Source organism: Thioclava sp. F42-5, assembly GCF_002213195.1.
Classification (GTDB): domain Bacteria; phylum Pseudomonadota; class Alphaproteobacteria; order Rhodobacterales; family Rhodobacteraceae; genus Thioclava; species Thioclava nitratireducens.
On record NZ_NBNZ01000002.1, the window covers coordinates 576,694 to 592,801 of the forward strand.

Sequence of the window (16,108 nt, forward strand, 5' to 3'; positions counted from 1 at the left end):
CCGTCAGGTCGCAGGCATCTCGATGCCGGTCGCTCTCACGACATTTCCGATACGGCGGCCAGATCGAGGTCCAAGGTCGCGACCAGACCCTCTGGCGTGAATTCGCGCGAGAAGCTACCTCCGAGCGAGGTTGATACGGTGAGCCGGCACAGGGACGTGCCAAACCCCTTGCTTTCTACTTGGCCCGACCCCGCTTCGGTGATGCCGGGTTCTTTCCACGTGAGCCCGAAGCGCCCGTCTTCTATCTCGGCGTTTATCTCGAGGCCGTGGCCGTCCCGCGAAAGGCCACCGTACTTCACCGAGTTCGTCGCGAGTTCGAACAGAACGAGCGTCAGTGGCGTGATCGCGGCGGGTCGCACCTGAATATCGGGAAGCGAGGTATGGACCGTCGCCCCTTCGCTGAAAGGTTTCAGGATGGTGCTCACGAGATAGGAGAGCGGCATGCCTTCCGCTTCGTCGCCGGATGGGTCGTTCACCGTCATCGAGTTGAGCGACGCGATGGCGTGGAGACGGCAGCGCATTTCGGAACTGAGCTGCTCGACGCTTTCCGCCTGTCGCGCGGCCACGGCAATCAGGGAGGCCGCGACGGCGAAGGCGTTCCCGACCCTGTGGCGCATCTCTGACAGGAGCAGCCGCTGCTGCTCTGCCAGTTGATGCTGCAAGGTGATGTCGCGCGCGATCTTAGATGCGCCGACGACATGTCCCTCGGCATCGCGCACGGGCGAGACGGTCAGCGACACCGGGACAGGGCTTCCATCTTTGCGTTGACGGACCGTTTCGTAATTCGCGATCCGCTCGCCGCGCCGCAGGCGGGCGATGAAGTCGACCTCCTCGTCCATCCGGTCGTCGGGAAAGATGATTGTGATCGGCCGGCCAATGGCTTCTTCCGCAGTGTAGCCAAACAGGTTCTCCGCGCCGCGGTTCCAGCTCAGGATGATGCTGTTGAGGTCCTTGGTGACGATCGCATCTTCCGAGCTTTCCACGATAGCGGCCAAATGCTGTTGGATGCTCTCTGGTGAGTCCATGACAGGTCTGGTCTCCATGCTTTTCCGGCAACAGATACTAAAAGATGCATATGAAGTATACCCTTTAGCCCGGCGGCGTAAGGCGTGCCCGAGGGCATTGCCCGGCCACGCGTTGTCGCCGAGACGGCGCGACGCCGCATGCCGCATGGCAGCAAGGACGGGGCGCACGGCTCAAGTCTCGCGCTGAGAGCGTCGAACTATACTGGTCGCCGCAGGCTCACGGGCGTTGCAACACGAAGTCCGGACAGATGCCGCAGATCGCGATTGCCGCTTGCGCGTCCTCGCCGCCGAAGAACCCGTATCCCGCGATCAGGGCAGAGCGAATACCGGCGGCCTGCGCGCCGAGAATGTCGGTGTGCAGGCTGTCGCCGACCATCAGCACGCGCGCGGGGTCGACCGGGCCGAGACGCGCGAAGGCGAGATCGTAGATATTGGTGAAGGGCTTGCCGAAGAACTCCGGCGCTATGCCTGTCGCATCGGCGAGCCGGTGGGCAAAGTGCCCCGGTTCCTGCGTGAAACCGATCTCGCGCGGGGCGACGATGTCGGGATTGCCGACCCAGACCGGGCGCGGGTTGTCGCGCAGAGAGGCTTCGAGCAGGGCGTGCCGCTCCTCGGTCCATTCCGCCGCGCCGATCAGCAGGAAGCCCTCGACCGCGTCGTAGGCGGCACGGTCTTCGGCGAGCCATGTGACATCGAACGCGTCCAACTCGCCGATCCCGGCCGCGCGGCTCGCCATCAGACCCCAGGCGCGGGGAGGGGCGGTGCGCAGGGCAGAGACGAGGGCGGCACGGCTGGTGACGACATCCTCGGGCGCGAAGCTGTAGCCGAGCCTTGTGTATTTTTGCATCAGGGTGTCGTGCGGGAAGCCCGCCGCGTTCGACACGACCATTACCCGCTTGCCCGCCGCTTGCAGCGTCGCGACGCGCTCGGGCGTGCCCTCAATGGCGGTCTCGCCGATATTGAGCACGCCGAAAGCATCGAGCAGAAAGACGTCGAACAGATCGGCAAGCTCCGAGATGTCGCGGGCCATCCGGCTCGTCTTGGTCAGCCCGGGGGAGGGCAGTCTGTGGCGCGCGCGCTCATAGGCCACAAGCGCTTCCTGCGCTGTCATTGTCATCAGAAGGTCGTCCCTAAGCACTTTCGTCGATGGCCATGCGCTTATCACCACTGCGGTCGCGATCACCAGCCGGTTCGGGCGCCCCTGTGACCTTGCCGTCACTGCGCGAGCAGCACGTCCACGCCGTTCTTTCGCAGCGCCTCTTCCAGATCGGCGGGCGGTGCGCGGTCCACCACCACCGAGGCCAGCGCCCCGAGCGTCGCGGCGCGCGTGAAACCATGAATGCCGAATTTCGAGCCGAGGATCAGCAGCATCCCCGCCTGCGCCTGCGCGAGCATCGCGCGTTTGACCGCAGCGAAGCCCGGAATGGACTCGGACACGCCCTCGAGCGAAAGCGCCGTGGCGCCGATCACCGCCCGGTCGACGTGATGGCGTGACAGGAAGTCGAGCGTTTCTTCGCCCACGACCGCCGACTCCGTGGGCAGGTAATTCCCCGGCGCGAGGATCACGTCCGCCCCCTCGCTACCACCGAGAAGCATGGCGATGGGCAGGGAATTGGTGATCACACGACAGGGCGTTCCTGCCATGGCAAGAAATCTGGCCATCTGCTGCGTGGTCGAGCCGGAGTCGATCATCAGCGTCTCGCCAGCGACGACCTGCGCGGCGGCCATGCGGCCGATCCGCTCGCGCTCCTGAAACTGGTCGCGTTCGCGTTCGTCCAGCGTGGGATAGTGGCCAGGATGGGGCCGCGACGCGCCGCCATGCGCGCGGTCGATCAGCCCCTTTTCTTCGAGCGCATCGAAATCTCGCCGGATCGTCTCTGTCGAGACCCCGAACCGCGCCGCGAGTTCCGAGATGCGCAAGTGCGGGCGCAGCTTCAACTCGAACAGGATCTGTTCCCGCCGGTCGCGTTTGCGGAGCCGCGTTCCCTCTTGTTTCGCGCTCGCGTCCATTGCCTCTCCCGAAAGGTGATCCTTTCACCGCGTTCCTAAAAATTGATGTGGGCTATGCCTCGTAATTTCAAGAAAAATGTTGCTAATGCCACATTTTGATGCAGTTTAACCTGAAAAGGACCGCGCGCCGTCGGAGGTAACCCGGGCGGAGCGCGGGATTTGGGAGAGCGCATGATCTATTTCCTGATCGATCTGGCGGGCGCCGTGGCGCTGCTTCTCTGGGCGGTTCGGCTGATCCGCACCGGGGTCGAGCGCGCTTTCATGGCGTCGCTGCGACAGTTCCTGCGCCGCACGGCCGGGACGCGGATCAGCGCGATGGCGGCGGGGACGGGGGCAGCGATGCTGCTGCAAAGTTCGACCGCCGTCGCGATCCTGACTGCAGGTTTTGCCGCGAGCGGAACATTGGCGGCGATCTCTGGCGTGGCGCTCGTGCTGGGCGCCGATCTGGGCTCGTCGATCGTGGCCCAGATCCTGCTCTCGCCGATCCATGTGCTGGTGCCCGCGCTGCTGGTGATCGGGGTGACGCTGTTTCTCAAATCGAAAGCCCGGCGGCCGCGGCAGGCGGGGCGTATCTTGGTGGGGCTGGCGCTGGTGCTTCTGTCGCTCGGTCTGATCGGCGAGGCGACGGCGCCCCTGCGCGAAAGCGCGCTCGTCAATGCGGTGCTGACGCGGTTGGGCAGCGATCTGGTCTCGGCCTTCGTACTCGGGGCCCTGCTGACTTGGGCGATGCATTCCTCGATTGCGGCGGTGCTGATGTTCGTGACCTTCGCCGGGCAAGGCCTGCTGCCGGGGCCGGGCGCTGCGGCGATGGTGCTCGGCGCCAATCTCGGCGGGGCGATCATCCCGGTGATGCTGACCCTCTCGGCCGATCCGATCCCGCGCCGGATCATGGTGTCGAATTTCGTCCTGCGCGGGGGCGGGGCCATGCTTGTGCTGCTCGGCCTGATTTTCTATCCGCAAGCGCTCGACTTCTTGGGTGGCACGATGGCGCGGCGGGTGATCAATCTGCACCTCGTCTTCAACCTCGGCGTCGCAATCCTCTCGCTTCCGCTGATCCCGTCGGTGCTGCGCCTTGCCGGAGCGGTCGTGGCGGACCGCAAGGAGATGTCGCCCACTCGGATCAGCGCCCTCGATCAAAAGGGGCTCGGCGATCCGGGGCATGCGCTCGGCAATGCGGCACGCGAGCTGTTGCGCATGGGCGAGTCGGTCTTCGAGATGCTGCAACCCGCCTTGGGGCTCTTCGTGCATTGGGATCCGGAAATCGCCGCCCGCATCAAGCGCACCGAGAACGAAGTCGACCGGATGCATTACGAGATCAAGCTCTATGTCGCGCGGCTCAACGAGACACGGCTGAGCACCGAGCAATCCCGGCGCGCGATGGAGATCGCGATGGTCGCGAACCATCTCGAGGATGCGGGCGACCAGATCTCGACCAATCTCGTGGATCTCGCGCAGCGTATCCACGAACGCGGCCTGACCTTCTCCGAAGAGGGGCTGCGTGAGCTGACCGATTTCCACGACCGAGTCGCGTCGAATGCGCGGGTTGCGCTGAACGTCCTGATGTCGGGCGAGATCGACGACGCGCGACAGCTCGTGGAGGAGAAAGACCGCACCCGCGCCGCCGAGGCCGAATTGCAGGCCGCACACCTCGCCCGGCTGCGTGCGAATAACAGCGCCTCCATCGAGACCACGAATATCCATCAGGAAACCGTGCGCGCGCTGAAGCAGATCAACACGGACATGACCTATGTCGCCTACCCGATCCTCGAACAGGCGGGCGATCTGCGGGCGACGCGGCTGACCGGGTGAGCCTAGCGCAGCCTGGAGACCCGTCGCGCCTTGCGGAGGGTCGATTGCCGGAACAAGTCCTGGACCCTCTTGCCCGAAGACTTGCAGGAGTGAGAGGGTTCCGCAAATTGCGGGAGGAGATAGATGAGCGTGTTTGACGACAGGGTTTGCGAACTGGGCGAGGGGCCGTTCTGGCATCCCGAGCGTAGCCAGTTCTTCTGGTTCGACATCCTGAACCGCCGGCTGCTGACGCGCGATGCCAACGGGCCGAGCGAATGGCAGTTCGAGGGTATGGCCTCGGCGGCGGGCTGGGTGGACCGCGAGCGGATGATCCTCGCGACCGAGATCGGGCTGTCTCTGTTCAACATTGCCGAGGGGACGCTCGAGCCGCTCATCGAGGTGGAAGGCGACGATCCCGGCACCCGCTCGAATGACGGGCGCGCGGATCGGCAGGGCGGCTTCTGGTTCGGCACGATGGGCAAAAAGGCCGAGCGACGGCGCGGTGCGATCTACCGCTATTACCGCGGCGAGCTACGTCGTCTGGTCACGGAGATTTCGATCCCCAACGCGATCTGCTTCACGCCGGATGGGCGGACTGCCTATTTCGCAGATACGCCCAGCCACAAGGTCTGGCGTCAGCCGCTGGATGCGGATGGCTGGCCCGAGGGGGAGCGGAGACCTTTTCTCGACCTCTCGGCCGAGGGCCTCTATCCCGACGGCGCGGTGGTCGATGCCGAGGGTGGCCTCTGGTGCGCGCTGTGGAGTTCCGGGCGCGTGGCCCGCTTCGATGCGGAAGGTCGTATGACCCACCATCTCGATCTGCCCGGGAAGAACAGCACCTGTCCGGCCTTCGGCGGCGCGGATATGCGCGACCTGCTGGTTACGAGCGCGCTGGAGGGCATGACCGACCCGGATGCGGCGCAAGGGCTGACCTATCTTCTGCGCGCGCCGTTCGTGGGCATTCCCGAGCCGTGCGTGATCTTGTGAGCGGCCCGGCGGCCCGGCAGGTCGCGTAGTTGGCCTGCGGAGGCCGGGCATGGCGATTCAGCCGGTCGCCGCAGGGCTGTGGCGCCGCGACTCGGGGTCGCTGGGGATGAACAATCCGGCCCTCACGGACGCTGCTTGAGAGAGAAACCGTCACAAAAAACGCCTGCCACCTGTCATTTTCTCGGAGAAATTTACACGAGGGGTGGCCCAAAACGCTCATGCCTCGCGACCTTGCGATTTTGTCGTGATCGCCAGCAGCGCGCGAAAGCGTCTTGCAGGTCGTCATTTTCGGGGCGTCCGTGCGCCGCGCCTCGTGATCCCGAAGTCCGCGAAAACGTCCGGATATCACGGCCTTTCACGCAGTCGCGACTGTTACATAGCTGTCAAGAAGCCCCGTCATTAGTCCCCCCAGCGGACGGGACGAGTTTCGTTACCGCGTTCACAGTATCCGAATTCTGACAGCGAGGACTGTTCAATGTTCATCACCCGCCTCACCCTCTCCGCCGCGATCGCCGGTGCGACGCTGGCTTCGGCCGCCGCCGTGCAGGCCGCCGATATCTCCGGCGCCGGCGCGACCTTCCCCTACCCGATCTACTCGGACTGGGCGAAAACCTACAAAGAGAAGACCGGTACCGGTCTCAACTACCAGGCCATCGGCTCGGGCGGTGGCATCAAGCAGATCGAGTCCCGCACCGTGACCTTCGGCGCGTCCGACAAGCCGCTGGGCGGCGACGAGCTGGAGAAGAACACGCTGGTTCAGTTCCCGACCGTCATGGGCGGCATCGTTCCGGTCGTGAACGTCGAAGGCATCAAGCCGGGCGAGCTGGTTCTCGACGGCGAGACGCTGGCGAAAATCTACGAAGGCAAGATCACCAAGTGGAACGATCCGGCCATCGCGAAGCTCAATGACGGCGTGAAGCTCCCCGACGCGGCGATCGCCGTTGTCCACCGTTCGGACGGTTCGGGCACCACCTTCAACTACACCTATTACCTCGCCTCGGTCGACGAGACCTGGAAGAACGATATCGGCGTCTCGACCTCGGTCGAATGGCCGGTCGGTCTTGGCGCCAAGGGTAACCAGGGCGTGGCCGCGAATGTCGATCAGACGAAGAACTCGATCGGCTATGTCGAATATGCCTACGCGCTGCAGAACAACATGACCTACACGGACATGATCAACAAAGCAGGCAAGAAAGTCGCGCCGAAGGCCGAAGCCTTCGCCGCTGCTGCCGCCAATGCCGACTGGTCGAGCCAGCCGGGCTTCGGCGTGATCCTCGCCAACCAGCCGGGCGACAAGACCTGGCCGATGACCGCGGCGACCTTCATCCTGATGCACAAGGATGCCAAGGACGGCGCAGCGTCGAAAGAGGCGCTGAAGTTCTTCGACTGGGCCTACGCCAACGGCGACGACGCCGCGGCCAAGCTGGACTACATCCCGATGCCCGACAATGTCGTGGCCCAGATCAAGAAGGAATGGGGCCAGATCAAGGGTAAGGACGGCAACCCCGTCTGGGCCATGAACAACTGATCCTTCCTTCATAAACACCTTCGGGGGAGGGCCGTGACTGCGGCCCTCCCTTTCTGCGATTTTGAGTGGAGTGCGCGATGACGGCGACAAGCGATTACGACAGAGGCGTGAAGAGCGCGCGCCCGGTGGCCCAGTCCGACCGGATTTTCGGAACCTTGACGCTGGCCGCCGCGGTGGTGGTGCTGCTGGTCCTTCTGGGTGTGTTCGTCTCGCTCATCATGGGGGCGTGGCCGGCACTCAAGGAATACGGGCTGCCGTTCCTGTGGACCGAGAAATGGAACCCGGTGACCGAAAAGTTCGGCGCGCTGGCACCGCTCTACGGCACGGTCGTCACCTCGATCATCGCGATGGTCATAGCGGTGCCGGTGGGCCTTGGCATCGCGATCTTCCTGACGGAGACCTGCCCGCGCATGTTGCGTCGCCCGTTGGGGATCGCGATCGAGCTGCTCGCGGGCATCCCCTCGATCATTTACGGCATCTGGGGCCTCTTCGTCTTTGCGCCCTTCATGCAGAGCTATATCCAGCCCTTCCTGATCGACACGCTGGGCAATGTCCCGGTGATCGGTGGCCTCTTCGCGGGCCCGCCCTACGGGATCGGGATGCTGACGGCGGGGCTGATCCTCGCGATGATGATCCTGCCCTTCATCGCCTCGCTCGCGCGCGACATCTTCCAGACGGTGCCGCCGATGCTGCGTGAAAGCGCCTATGGCATGGGCATGACCCGTTGGGAGGTGAACCGCCACATCGTGATCCCGCATGTGCGCACCGCGCTGGTGGGCGGTATCATGCTGTCGCTCGGCCGCGCGCTGGGCGAGACGATGGCCGTGACCTTCGTGATCGGCAACGCGCATCGCATCTCGGGCTCGATCCTCGCGCCGGGCACGACGATCTCGGCGGCCATCGCCAACGAATTCACCGAGGCCACGACGCCGATCTACACCTCGTCGCTTATCGCGCTGGGCCTCGTTCTGTTCATCCTCACCTTCATCGTGCTCGCCGCTGCCCAGTGGATGCTAAAGCGCATGAAGCAAAAGTCGGGAGCGTAACGCATGGCTTCGATGACCCGCAGAAAGACCGTCAACGCGGTGATGATGACGCTGTCCACGGGGGCGGCGGCGCTCGGCCTCTTCGTGCTGGCCGTGATCCTGCTCTACCTGCTCTACAAGGGGGCGAGCGCGCTGAACCTAGCCGTCTTCACGCAAGACACGCCCTCGCCGATGGAGCCGGGCGGCTTGCGCAACGCGATCCTCGGCTCGGTGATCATGTCGGTGATCGCGGTGGCGATCGGGACGCCGATTGGCATCCTCGCCGGGACCTACATGGCGGAATACGGGCGCTATGCGAAGCTGTCCAAAGTGATCCGTTTCGTGAACGACATCCTGCTGTCGGCGCCGTCGATCATCGTCGGCCTCTTCGTCTATCAGGTGCTCGTCGTCAGCCTTGGACATTTCTCCGCGCTTGCGGGCTCGGTCGCGCTGGCGATCCTCGTGATCCCGATCGTCGTGCGCACCACAGAGGACATGCTGCGCCTCGTGCCCGATCAGCTGCGCGAAGCGGGGCTTGCGATGGGCTGGCCGCGCTGGATCGTGATCCGCACGGTCGCTTACAAGGCGGCGATGGCGGGGATCGTGACCGGCGTGCTGCTGGCCATCGCCCGGATTTCGGGCGAGACTGCGCCGCTTCTGTTCACGGCGCTCAGCAACAATTTCTTCAGCCTCGATCTGACGCAGCCGATGGCCTCGCTACCGATCACCATCTTTCAATTCGCGCTCTCGCCCTACGATAACTGGCAGGCCCTTGCCTGGGCAGGCGCGCTTCTCATCACCGTCGCGGTGCTGGCGCTGTCGATTGTCGCCCGCCTCGTTACCTCCAAGAAGGAGAAACACTGATGGATACCCTCACCCGCGAACGCTCGCCGATGACCTTCGACGGGGTCGATCCCGCGCCGAAACCGCGCATCTCGATCAAGAATCTCGATTTCTTCTACGGTGATTTCAAAGCCCTGAAATCGATCAATCTGGACCTGCCCGAGAACCGCGTGACCGCCTTCATCGGCCCGTCGGGTTGCGGCAAGTCCACGCTCCTGCGCGTGCTCAACCGGATGTATGACCTCTATCCGAAGCAGACCGCGACGGGGGAAGTGCTGCTCGATGGCGAGAATATCCTCGGCAAGAAGGTCGATCTGAACCGGCTGCGTGCGAAGGTGGGCATGGTGTTCCAGAAACCCACGCCCTTCCCGATGACGATCCACGAGAATATCGCTTTCGGTCTCCGCCTCGCGAATTACGCGAAATCCGAGATCGACGACCGGGTGCAGGCGGCGCTGAAAGGCGCGGCGCTCTGGGACGAGGTGAAGGACAAGCTGCAAAGCTCGGGCCAGTCGCTCTCGGGTGGTCAGCAGCAGCGCCTGTGCGTCGCGCGCACCATCGCGGTGGAACCGGAGGTGATCCTGCTCGACGAACCGGCTTCCGCGCTCGACCCGATCTCGACCGGCAAGCTGGAGGAGACGATCCACCAGCTCAAGGAGCAGTTCACCATCGCCATCGTCACCCACAACATGCAGCAGGCGAGCCGCGTCAGCGACCGTACCGCCTTCATGTATCTGGGCGAGCTGATCGAAGAGGGCGAGACCGCTCAGATTTTCACCCGCCCGCGGGTCGAGCGCACGTCGGATTACATCACTGGCCGTTTCGGCTGAGCGCACGGATGCCTTGTTCTTGCAGGGACGCGGGCGTAGAACGCGGCCAGAATTCAGCGGAGTGGTGACATGGCTTTGAACAGACGGCGTCTTCTGCAACTCGGCGCGGCTTCGGTGGCGCTGGCGGCAAGCCCGCGCGGCGCGATGGCGGCGTTCGATCCCAAGCCCACGGGCTGGCGCAACTTCGAGCTGGTCACCAAAGTCAGCCTGCCCGGCGGCGGCGAGACGGCGCAGCTCTGGGTGCCGGTACCCTCCGTGCATGGTGACGGCTGGATGAAGCCCGGCGCGGTGAACTGGGAAAGCGATGCGGACGAGGTGCAGATCGTGAACGCGCCCGATAGCGGCACTCCGATGGTGCACGCGGTCTGGGGCGCTTCCGAGGGCCCGCGCAAGCTGACCGTGACCGCACAGGCCCAGACGCAGGACTTCGTGGTCGATCTGAGCAAGCCGGGCGATATCGAGCCGCTGGACGAGGTCGAGCGTGCGCGTTTCACCGCCGCGACCAAGCTGCTGCCGACCGACGGGATTGTGAAGCAGACCGCCGACTCGATCACCCTTGGAAAGACCGGCGATCTGGAGAAAGCCCGCGCGATCTACGAGTGGATCGTCGAGAACACCGTGCGCAACCCGAAGACGCCGGGCTGCGGCTTGGGCGATATCGCCTTCATGCTGACCTCGGGCGATCTGTCGGGCAAATGCGCCGACCTCAACGCGCTCTTCGTGGGTCTGGCGCGTGCCGCCGGGCTCCCTGCGCGCGATGTCTATGGCATCCGCGTCGCGCCCTCGCGTTTCGGCTACAAGAGCCTCGGTCTGAAATCTGACGACGCCACCGGCGCGCAGCATTGCCGCTCGGAGGTTTGGCTGAGCGGCTTCGGCTGGGTGCCTGCCGATGCCGCCGATGTGCGCAAGGTGATGCTGCAGGAAGGCGAGGGGCATCTGGGCCTCAAAGACCCCAAAGTGGTCGATGTGCGTGCGAAGCTGTTCGGCGCGTGGGAAGGTAACTGGGTCGCCTATAACTACGCGCATGACGTGGATCTGCCGGGTTCGGACGGGCCGGAGCTGCCCTATCTTATGTATCCGCAGGCCGAGATCGACGGCAAACGCCGCGACTATCTCGACGCCAAGGACTTCACCTACCAGATCACCGCGCGCGAATTGTCCGCTTGAGGCGGTCTCTGCCGTATCGGTGACAATCGCGCGCTTTCCCTTGGCGCCTCGCGGCGCTAAGGGCGGTTGCAGGAGGTGCGCCAGATGCGTGTTTTCATAAACGGGTTCGGACGGATCGGTCGCTCGGTGCTGCGCGCCTGGGCGGAGGCGCCTGCGCGCTGGCCGGGGCTGGAGATCGTGGGCGTGAACGATATCGAAGCGCCCGAGATGCTGGCTTACCTCTTCGAATATGACAGCGTCTTCGGCCCGTGGCGCGGGAGTGTCACGCTGGAAGAGGGCGCGCTGGTGATCAACGGCACCCGGATCGCGCTGCACCGCGCGGATGATATCTCCACGCTCGATCTGTCGGATGTCGATCTGGTGATGGAATGCACCGGCCGCGCCGACTGTCCGCAGATTGCAGGGCAGGGGATCGCGGGCGGAGCGAGTCGCGTGCTGATATCGGGACCTGCCAAAGCGGCGGAGATTACGGTGGTTCTGGGCGCCAATGACTCGGCGCTGAACGGGCAGAAGATCGTCTCCAACGCCAGTTGCACGACGAATGCGCTGGCGCCGCTTGCGCGGCTGATCGATGTGGAATTCGGGATCGTCACCGGCTCGATGACGACGGTGCATTGCTATACCGGCTCGCAGCCCACGGTCGACAAGCCGCGCGGCCCGATGGAACGCTCGCGCGCGGCGGCGTTGTCGATGGTGCCGACGACGACCTCTGCGGGCAAGCTGATGGAAGAGGTGCTGCCCGATCTCGCCGGTCGCCTGATCGCGCAGGCGGTGCGGGTGCCCACGGCCTCCGTCTCGGCGGTCGATCTGGCGGTGACGGTGAAAAATCCCGCCACGGTCGAACAGGTCAACGCGATGCTGCGGGACGCAGGCGGGGTGATCGGCACGACCGGGAAGCCGCTCGTCTCCACCGATCTGCGCGCGCGCCCCGAGAGCGTCGTCATGGCGCTGCCCGAGACGCGGGCGACCGCGCACGGGCTGATCCGGGTCTTCGGCTGGTATGACAATGAGTGGGGCTTCTCCAACCGGATGCTGGATATGGCACTACGGATGGGCTGACATGAAAAAGCCCCGCCGGAAGGGCGGGGCTTTCGAATGTCTCGTGGGCGTGCCGATTACTGGCGGTTGCCCATGAATTGCAGCAGGAACATGAACAGGTTCAGGAAGTCCAGGTAGAGCTGCAGCGCGCCGATGATGGCGGCCTTGCCCATGAACTCCGAGTCGCTGGCAGCGAGCTGCAGGTAGGTGTTCTTGATGTTCTGCGTGTCGTAAGCCGTGAGGCCCGCGAAGATCAGAACGCCGATCACCGAGATCGCGAAGGCCATCGCCGAGGAGGCGAGGAAGATGTTCACGATCGAGGCGACGATCAGGCCGATCAGACCCATCATCAGGAACGAGCCCATCGCGCTCAGGTTACGCTTCGTGGTATAGCCGTAAAGCGAGAGACCCGCGAAGGAGATCGCCGTCACGAGGAAGGTCTGCGCGATCGAGATGCCGGTATAGGCGGCGAAGATGAAGCTGATCGACAGGCCCATCAGCGCGGCATAGACGAAGAACACGATCTGCGCCGTGCTGGTCGACATCTTGTTGATCATCGCGCCGAAGGCGAAGACGATCGCCAGCGGGGCCAGCATCACAACCCATTTGAGGCCCGAACCGAAGATCGCGGCAACGAGCGCCGGGTTCGTACCCACACCAAACGCCACGGCCCCGGTCACCAGCATCGCCAGCGACATAAGCCCATAGACCTTGTTCATATGTGCGCGAAGACCCTCGTCAATCGCAGCCTGACGCGTGCCCGCGCGAGGGGTCCGCATCGTTTCGAAATCAGCCATCAGCACCTCCAACTATGTCGTCCGGTCGTCCCTCGGACCGGTTTCCCGACCGATATTGGCAGAGCAGCCCCGGAATTCAAGATTTGGGGCTGCCGGAAAATGCGTCGTTTCACATGGTTTTCACAGGTTGTGCCTCAGCGACCCGCGCGCCAGTGGTCGGGGGCGTCCCAAATCCGGCGCCGGACTTCGAACGCGGCTTCGGACTCCGTCAGCCCGATATCCTCGAGAAGCCTTGCATCGAGCCGCGCCAACGCCCGGCGCGAGCGGTAATGGGTGACAATCGCGGCGAGCGTGGCAAGGATGCTCCGCCGGGCGGGGCGGGCAGGGGCGCAGCAGGCGGCGTTGCGCTGGGTCAGGAAGGTCATCGTCTTATCCTCCGAGGGTGCTCGTTTCTGCCAGGAAGGATGACGCAAGTTTTTTAATGATGAAAACGAATGATTGTGCTATTCGGTATCACGAAACGTGATGAAGAGGCCGACATGGCACAAAACCTCGATATCGCAGCGCTGCGTGCGCTTCTGACCGTTTCGGAAACCGGCTCGGTGACGCAGGCGGCGCGGCTTCTGAACCTGACCCAATCGGCGGTCTCTATGCAGATCCGCCGCTTGGAGGAGGCGCTCGACAAGGTGCTCTTCGATCGGGCGAACCGGAAAATGGCGCTGACCCGTGCGGGGCGCTCTCTTCTGGACCATGCGCGCCGGATCTGCGCCGAGAATGACGCGGCTCTGGCGCGGCTGCGCGCGGCGGATGCCGAGGTGACCGTGCGGTTCGGTCTGCCGCATGATCTGGTCAGCCCGCAGATGCCGCATCTGTTGCGCGCGCTCTCAGAGCAATGGCCGATGGTCCGGCTGCAACTCGCCTCGCGCCGCTCGCAGACCCTGCGGCGAATGCTGGATGCGGGCGAGCTGGACATGATCCTGACAACGGAGGAGACGCCGGGTCCGGAGGCCGAGGTGCTCTCTGCCGATCAACTGGTCTGGATCGGCGCGCAGCTCGGGCGCGCCTTTTGCGCGCGCCCTCTGATGCTGTCGATCGAGGAAGGATGCGCGTTCTACGGCGCGGCCTTGGCGGCGCTCGAGGCGGTCGGGATCGAGTCCAAACCGGCTTTCGACGGGCAATCAGACGAGATGGCGAGCGCGGCGGTGGCCGCTGATATGGGCGTCGCGGTGCGGCTGTCGCGTGACATCCCGCCGGGCTGCGTGGCGCTAGGACCGGAAAGCGGTCTGCCGCCGCTCGGCCGCTCGCGGATCTGCTTCTACGACACGGGCCGGCTGACCGGCGATCCGGTCGAGGGGCTGCGTGCGCTGATCCGGGAGGCCTATGCCTGAGCGTCGATCTCGATGACCAGCTTGCCGGTGGAGCGGCGCGCGCGCAGATCTTCCAGCGCGTCCGGGATCTGCTCCATCGGATAGGTCGCGCCGATATGGGGGCTGAGGCCGCCCTGCGCGAACCAGTCGAAGAGCCGCGCCATCGACCCGGTCAGAACCTGCGGATCGAGCTTGAGATAGCCACCCCAGTAAAGCCCGTGGATCGCGATATTCTTCACCAACGCGTGGTTGAGGGGCAACTTCGGCTGGCTGCCGCTGGCGAACCCGATCATCAGATAGCGCCCGCCGGGTTTCAGGGCGCGGAAGGCGGCTTCGCCTGCGGGGCCGCCGATTGCGTCGTAAACCACGTCGCAACCGCCAAGGGCCTTGATCGCGCTTTTCAGATCGTCGCTCTCGCTATCGAGCGTCTCATCGGCCCCGGCGGCGCGCGCGATCTGCTGCTTCGCCTCGCCGCGCGCACAGGCAATCACCCGCGCGCCCATCTTCTTGCCGATCTCGACCGCCGTGAGGCCGACTCCACCGGCCGCGCCCAGAACCACCAGCGTCTCGCCCTCGGCGAGGCCTGCACGCGTCTCCAAGGCCACATGGCTGGTGCCATAGGCGATCTGGAAGGCCGCCGCCTGCGCGTAGCTCATCGCGTCCGGCATCGGCGTGCAGCGGCTTTCGGGGAAATTGCCCGCCTCGGCCAGCCCGCCTTGACCTGAGAAGACGGCGACGCGGGTGCCCGTGGCGAGGGTGCAGCCCTCGCCTGCTGCGATGACCTCTCCCGCGAGCTCCATGCCGAGGGTGAAGGGCGGGGTGGGGGTGTCCTGATATTTCCCCTCGATCATCAGCAGGTCGGCAAAGTTCAGACCGCAGGCTCGGATGGCCACCTGCACCTCGCCCGCTGCCGGGGCGGGAAGGGGGATTTCGGTCAGCTCGGGGTTTTGCCCGGGGGCGGCTTGAACATAGGCGCGCATCGAATGCTCCGGCAAGTTGTGTCGCGGGGTTGGTTGGCCAGCAAAGCGGACCCTACGTCGCCCGTGATAGACCGCGCAGCCGATCAGGGCCAGCCCGCCTGCCAGAGCCCGGAGCGGGACGTCGCGGCAGGGTCGCCGCCGGGCATTGACCGGCGAATCAATCCTCCGTGAGAGGGCGGTTGGCACCATAGGTTTCCGTAGCGGAACCCAACTCTTCGAGTTGCAAATCGCAAAACACGCGGAAGGCGAATAGGGGGGCACCTATCCTTTAGGTTAGGTGTGCTGCGGAAAGCCGCAATTTCCCTGTCTTTTTAGACAGGTTTGCGATTTTACCCGCGCGGGCCACACTCAGCGCACGGTAGTTTGTGGGTGAAATTGGCTTGAAGGGGAAAGAGTATGAAGCATCCGGTTGATGTCCATGTAGGCAAGCGGATCCGGCATCGCCGCTGGATGATTGGGATGACCCAACAACAGCTCGCGGACAAAGTTGGGATCAAATTTCAGCAGATCCAGAAATACGAAACCGGGATGAACCGGGTTTCGGCATCTCGACTCTGGGATATCGCGGATGCGCTCGAAGTTCCGATCTCCTTCTTCTTCGAAGGGCTCGCGGAAGATAGCGGGATGCAACCGGAAGTGGCGGGAGATATTCTGTCCGACAAGGAGGCGCTCGCGCTCGTGCGCTCCTATTACTCGATCCCGGAGGCGCAGCGCCGCCGGCTGTTCGAACTCGCCAAGGTGCTCTCCGACGCGGCCTGAGCGCCACGCGGACGCCTTTAGGCG

The 16,108-nt window shown here is 64.5% G+C and carries 16 protein-coding genes; 10 read left to right on the forward strand and 6 right to left on the reverse strand.

Translation table 11 applies throughout. The features are described from left to right. Positions 1–35: 35 nt before the first annotated feature. The 3 genes from B6V74_RS08045 to B6V74_RS08055 form a co-directional block, all read right to left on the reverse strand. Positions 36–1,193: a PAS domain S-box protein gene (locus tag B6V74_RS08045; RefSeq protein WP_146694530.1), complete on the reverse strand. Its 1,158-nt coding sequence runs from the start codon at positions 1,191–1,193 to the stop codon at positions 36–38. A gap of 49 nt (positions 1,194–1,242) precedes the next feature. After that, a complete protein-coding gene (locus B6V74_RS08050) occupies positions 1,243–2,142 on the reverse strand; it encodes an HAD-IIA family hydrolase (RefSeq protein WP_346425919.1) in 900 nt (299 codons plus the stop codon). Positions 2,143–2,240: 98 nt separating this feature from the next. Next, positions 2,241–3,035 carry a DeoR/GlpR family DNA-binding transcription regulator gene (locus B6V74_RS08055; RefSeq protein ID WP_088722479.1) on the reverse strand — a complete coding sequence of 265 codons (795 nt, stop codon included), beginning with the start codon at positions 3,033–3,035 and terminating at the stop codon, positions 2,241–2,243. A gap of 171 nt (positions 3,036–3,206) precedes the next feature. Here B6V74_RS08055 and B6V74_RS08060 point away from each other — a divergent pair, with 171 nt between their 5' ends. The 8 genes from B6V74_RS08060 (at position 3,207) to B6V74_RS08095 (ending at position 12,262) form a co-directional block, all read left to right on the forward strand. After that, the gene (locus B6V74_RS08060; RefSeq protein ID WP_075776982.1) at positions 3,207–4,844 is read left to right on the forward strand and encodes a Na/Pi cotransporter family protein; all 1,638 of its coding nucleotides are present in this window, start codon (positions 3,207–3,209) and stop codon (positions 4,842–4,844) included. Between the two features lie 123 nt (positions 4,845–4,967). Continuing rightward, positions 4,968–5,810 carry an SMP-30/gluconolactonase/LRE family protein gene (locus B6V74_RS08065; protein ID WP_075776981.1) on the forward strand — a complete coding sequence of 281 codons (843 nt, stop codon included), beginning with the start codon at positions 4,968–4,970 and terminating at the stop codon, positions 5,808–5,810. Positions 5,811–6,285: 475 nt separating this feature from the next. Next, on the forward strand, positions 6,286–7,338 hold the full coding sequence (gene pstS, locus B6V74_RS08070) for a phosphate ABC transporter substrate-binding protein PstS (protein WP_088720071.1): 1,053 nt from the start codon (positions 6,286–6,288) through the stop codon (positions 7,336–7,338). A 77-nt stretch (positions 7,339–7,415) separates the two neighbouring features. Continuing rightward, a complete protein-coding gene (gene pstC, locus B6V74_RS08075) occupies positions 7,416–8,384 on the forward strand; it encodes a phosphate ABC transporter permease subunit PstC (RefSeq protein ID WP_088722480.1) in 969 nt (322 codons plus the stop codon). Between the two features lie 3 nt (positions 8,385–8,387). Continuing rightward, positions 8,388–9,227, forward strand: coding sequence for a phosphate ABC transporter permease PstA (gene pstA, locus B6V74_RS08080; RefSeq protein WP_075776978.1), 840 nt, complete (start codon positions 8,388–8,390; stop codon positions 9,225–9,227). 29 nt (positions 9,228–9,256) lie between these two features. Next, positions 9,257–10,036 (forward strand): phosphate ABC transporter ATP-binding protein PstB, encoded by a 780-nt coding sequence (pstB, locus tag B6V74_RS08085; protein WP_075776999.1) that lies wholly within the window; start codon positions 9,257–9,259, stop codon positions 10,034–10,036. A 69-nt stretch (positions 10,037–10,105) separates the two neighbouring features. After that, positions 10,106–11,203 (forward strand): transglutaminase domain-containing protein, encoded by a 1,098-nt coding sequence (locus B6V74_RS08090; protein ID WP_088722481.1) that lies wholly within the window; start codon positions 10,106–10,108, stop codon positions 11,201–11,203. An 84-nt stretch (positions 11,204–11,287) separates the two neighbouring features. Further along, a complete protein-coding gene (locus B6V74_RS08095; RefSeq protein ID WP_088722482.1) occupies positions 11,288–12,262 on the forward strand; it encodes a glyceraldehyde 3-phosphate dehydrogenase NAD-binding domain-containing protein in 975 nt (324 codons plus the stop codon). A gap of 56 nt (positions 12,263–12,318) precedes the next feature. Here B6V74_RS08095 and B6V74_RS08100 read toward each other — a convergent pair whose 3' ends face one another. Both B6V74_RS08100 and B6V74_RS08105 read right to left on the reverse strand, forming a co-directional pair. Further along, positions 12,319–13,038: a Bax inhibitor-1/YccA family protein gene (locus tag B6V74_RS08100; RefSeq protein WP_075776975.1), complete on the reverse strand. Its 720-nt coding sequence runs from the start codon at positions 13,036–13,038 to the stop codon at positions 12,319–12,321. Positions 13,039–13,172: 134 nt separating this feature from the next. Further along, positions 13,173–13,403, reverse strand: a complete 231-nt coding sequence (locus B6V74_RS08105; protein ID WP_088722483.1) for a DUF1127 domain-containing protein — start codon at positions 13,401–13,403, stop codon at positions 13,173–13,175. A 114-nt stretch (positions 13,404–13,517) separates the two neighbouring features. Here B6V74_RS08105 and B6V74_RS08110 point away from each other — a divergent pair, with 114 nt between their 5' ends. Next, complete coding sequence (locus B6V74_RS08110; RefSeq protein WP_168174484.1) at positions 13,518–14,366, forward strand: LysR family transcriptional regulator; 849 nt, start codon at positions 13,518–13,520, stop codon at positions 14,364–14,366. Here B6V74_RS08110 and B6V74_RS08115 read toward each other — a convergent pair. Further along, complete coding sequence (locus B6V74_RS08115) at positions 14,357–15,325, reverse strand: NADPH:quinone oxidoreductase family protein (protein WP_088722485.1); 969 nt, start codon at positions 15,323–15,325, stop codon at positions 14,357–14,359. The two genes, B6V74_RS08110 and B6V74_RS08115, sit on opposite strands and share 10 nt — an antisense overlap. 396 nt (positions 15,326–15,721) lie before the next feature. On the opposite strand from B6V74_RS08115, the gene B6V74_RS08120 reads away from it, so the two are divergent. Then, the gene (locus B6V74_RS08120; RefSeq protein WP_075776971.1) at positions 15,722–16,084 is read left to right on the forward strand and encodes a helix-turn-helix transcriptional regulator; all 363 of its coding nucleotides are present in this window, start codon (positions 15,722–15,724) and stop codon (positions 16,082–16,084) included. Positions 16,085–16,108: the final 24 nt, after the last annotated feature.

What these genes read in the sequence shown, in the direction of transcription:
- B6V74_RS08050 (WP_346425919.1), bottom strand. Translation starts at nt 2,142, where the DNA reads ATGACAATGACAGCGCAGGAAGCGCTTGTGGCCTATGAGCGCGCGCGC.
- B6V74_RS08110 (WP_168174484.1), top strand. Translation starts at nt 13,518, where the DNA reads ATGGCACAAAACCTCGATATCGCAGCGCTGCGTGCGCTTCTGACCGTT.
- B6V74_RS08100 (WP_075776975.1), bottom strand. Translation starts at nt 13,038, where the DNA reads ATGGCTGATTTCGAAACGATGCGGACCCCTCGCGCGGGCACGCGTCAG.
- pstB (WP_075776999.1), top strand. Translation starts at nt 9,257, where the DNA reads ATGACCTTCGACGGGGTCGATCCCGCGCCGAAACCGCGCATCTCGATC.
- B6V74_RS08055 (WP_088722479.1), bottom strand. Translation starts at nt 3,035, where the DNA reads ATGGACGCGAGCGCGAAACAAGAGGGAACGCGGCTCCGCAAACGCGAC.
- B6V74_RS08120 (WP_075776971.1), top strand. Translation starts at nt 15,722, where the DNA reads ATGAAGCATCCGGTTGATGTCCATGTAGGCAAGCGGATCCGGCATCGC.
- B6V74_RS08105 (WP_088722483.1), bottom strand. Translation starts at nt 13,403, where the DNA reads ATGACCTTCCTGACCCAGCGCAACGCCGCCTGCTGCGCCCCTGCCCGC.
- B6V74_RS08065 (WP_075776981.1), top strand. Translation starts at nt 4,968, where the DNA reads ATGAGCGTGTTTGACGACAGGGTTTGCGAACTGGGCGAGGGGCCGTTC.
- pstA (WP_075776978.1), top strand. Translation starts at nt 8,388, where the DNA reads ATGGCTTCGATGACCCGCAGAAAGACCGTCAACGCGGTGATGATGACG.
- pstS (WP_088720071.1), top strand. Translation starts at nt 6,286, where the DNA reads ATGTTCATCACCCGCCTCACCCTCTCCGCCGCGATCGCCGGTGCGACG.
- B6V74_RS08090 (WP_088722481.1), top strand. Translation starts at nt 10,106, where the DNA reads ATGGCTTTGAACAGACGGCGTCTTCTGCAACTCGGCGCGGCTTCGGTG.
- B6V74_RS08095 (WP_088722482.1), top strand. Translation starts at nt 11,288, where the DNA reads ATGCGTGTTTTCATAAACGGGTTCGGACGGATCGGTCGCTCGGTGCTG.
- pstC (WP_088722480.1), top strand. Translation starts at nt 7,416, where the DNA reads ATGACGGCGACAAGCGATTACGACAGAGGCGTGAAGAGCGCGCGCCCG.
- B6V74_RS08060 (WP_075776982.1), top strand. Translation starts at nt 3,207, where the DNA reads ATGATCTATTTCCTGATCGATCTGGCGGGCGCCGTGGCGCTGCTTCTC.
- B6V74_RS08115 (WP_088722485.1), bottom strand. Translation starts at nt 15,325, where the DNA reads ATGCGCGCCTATGTTCAAGCCGCCCCCGGGCAAAACCCCGAGCTGACC.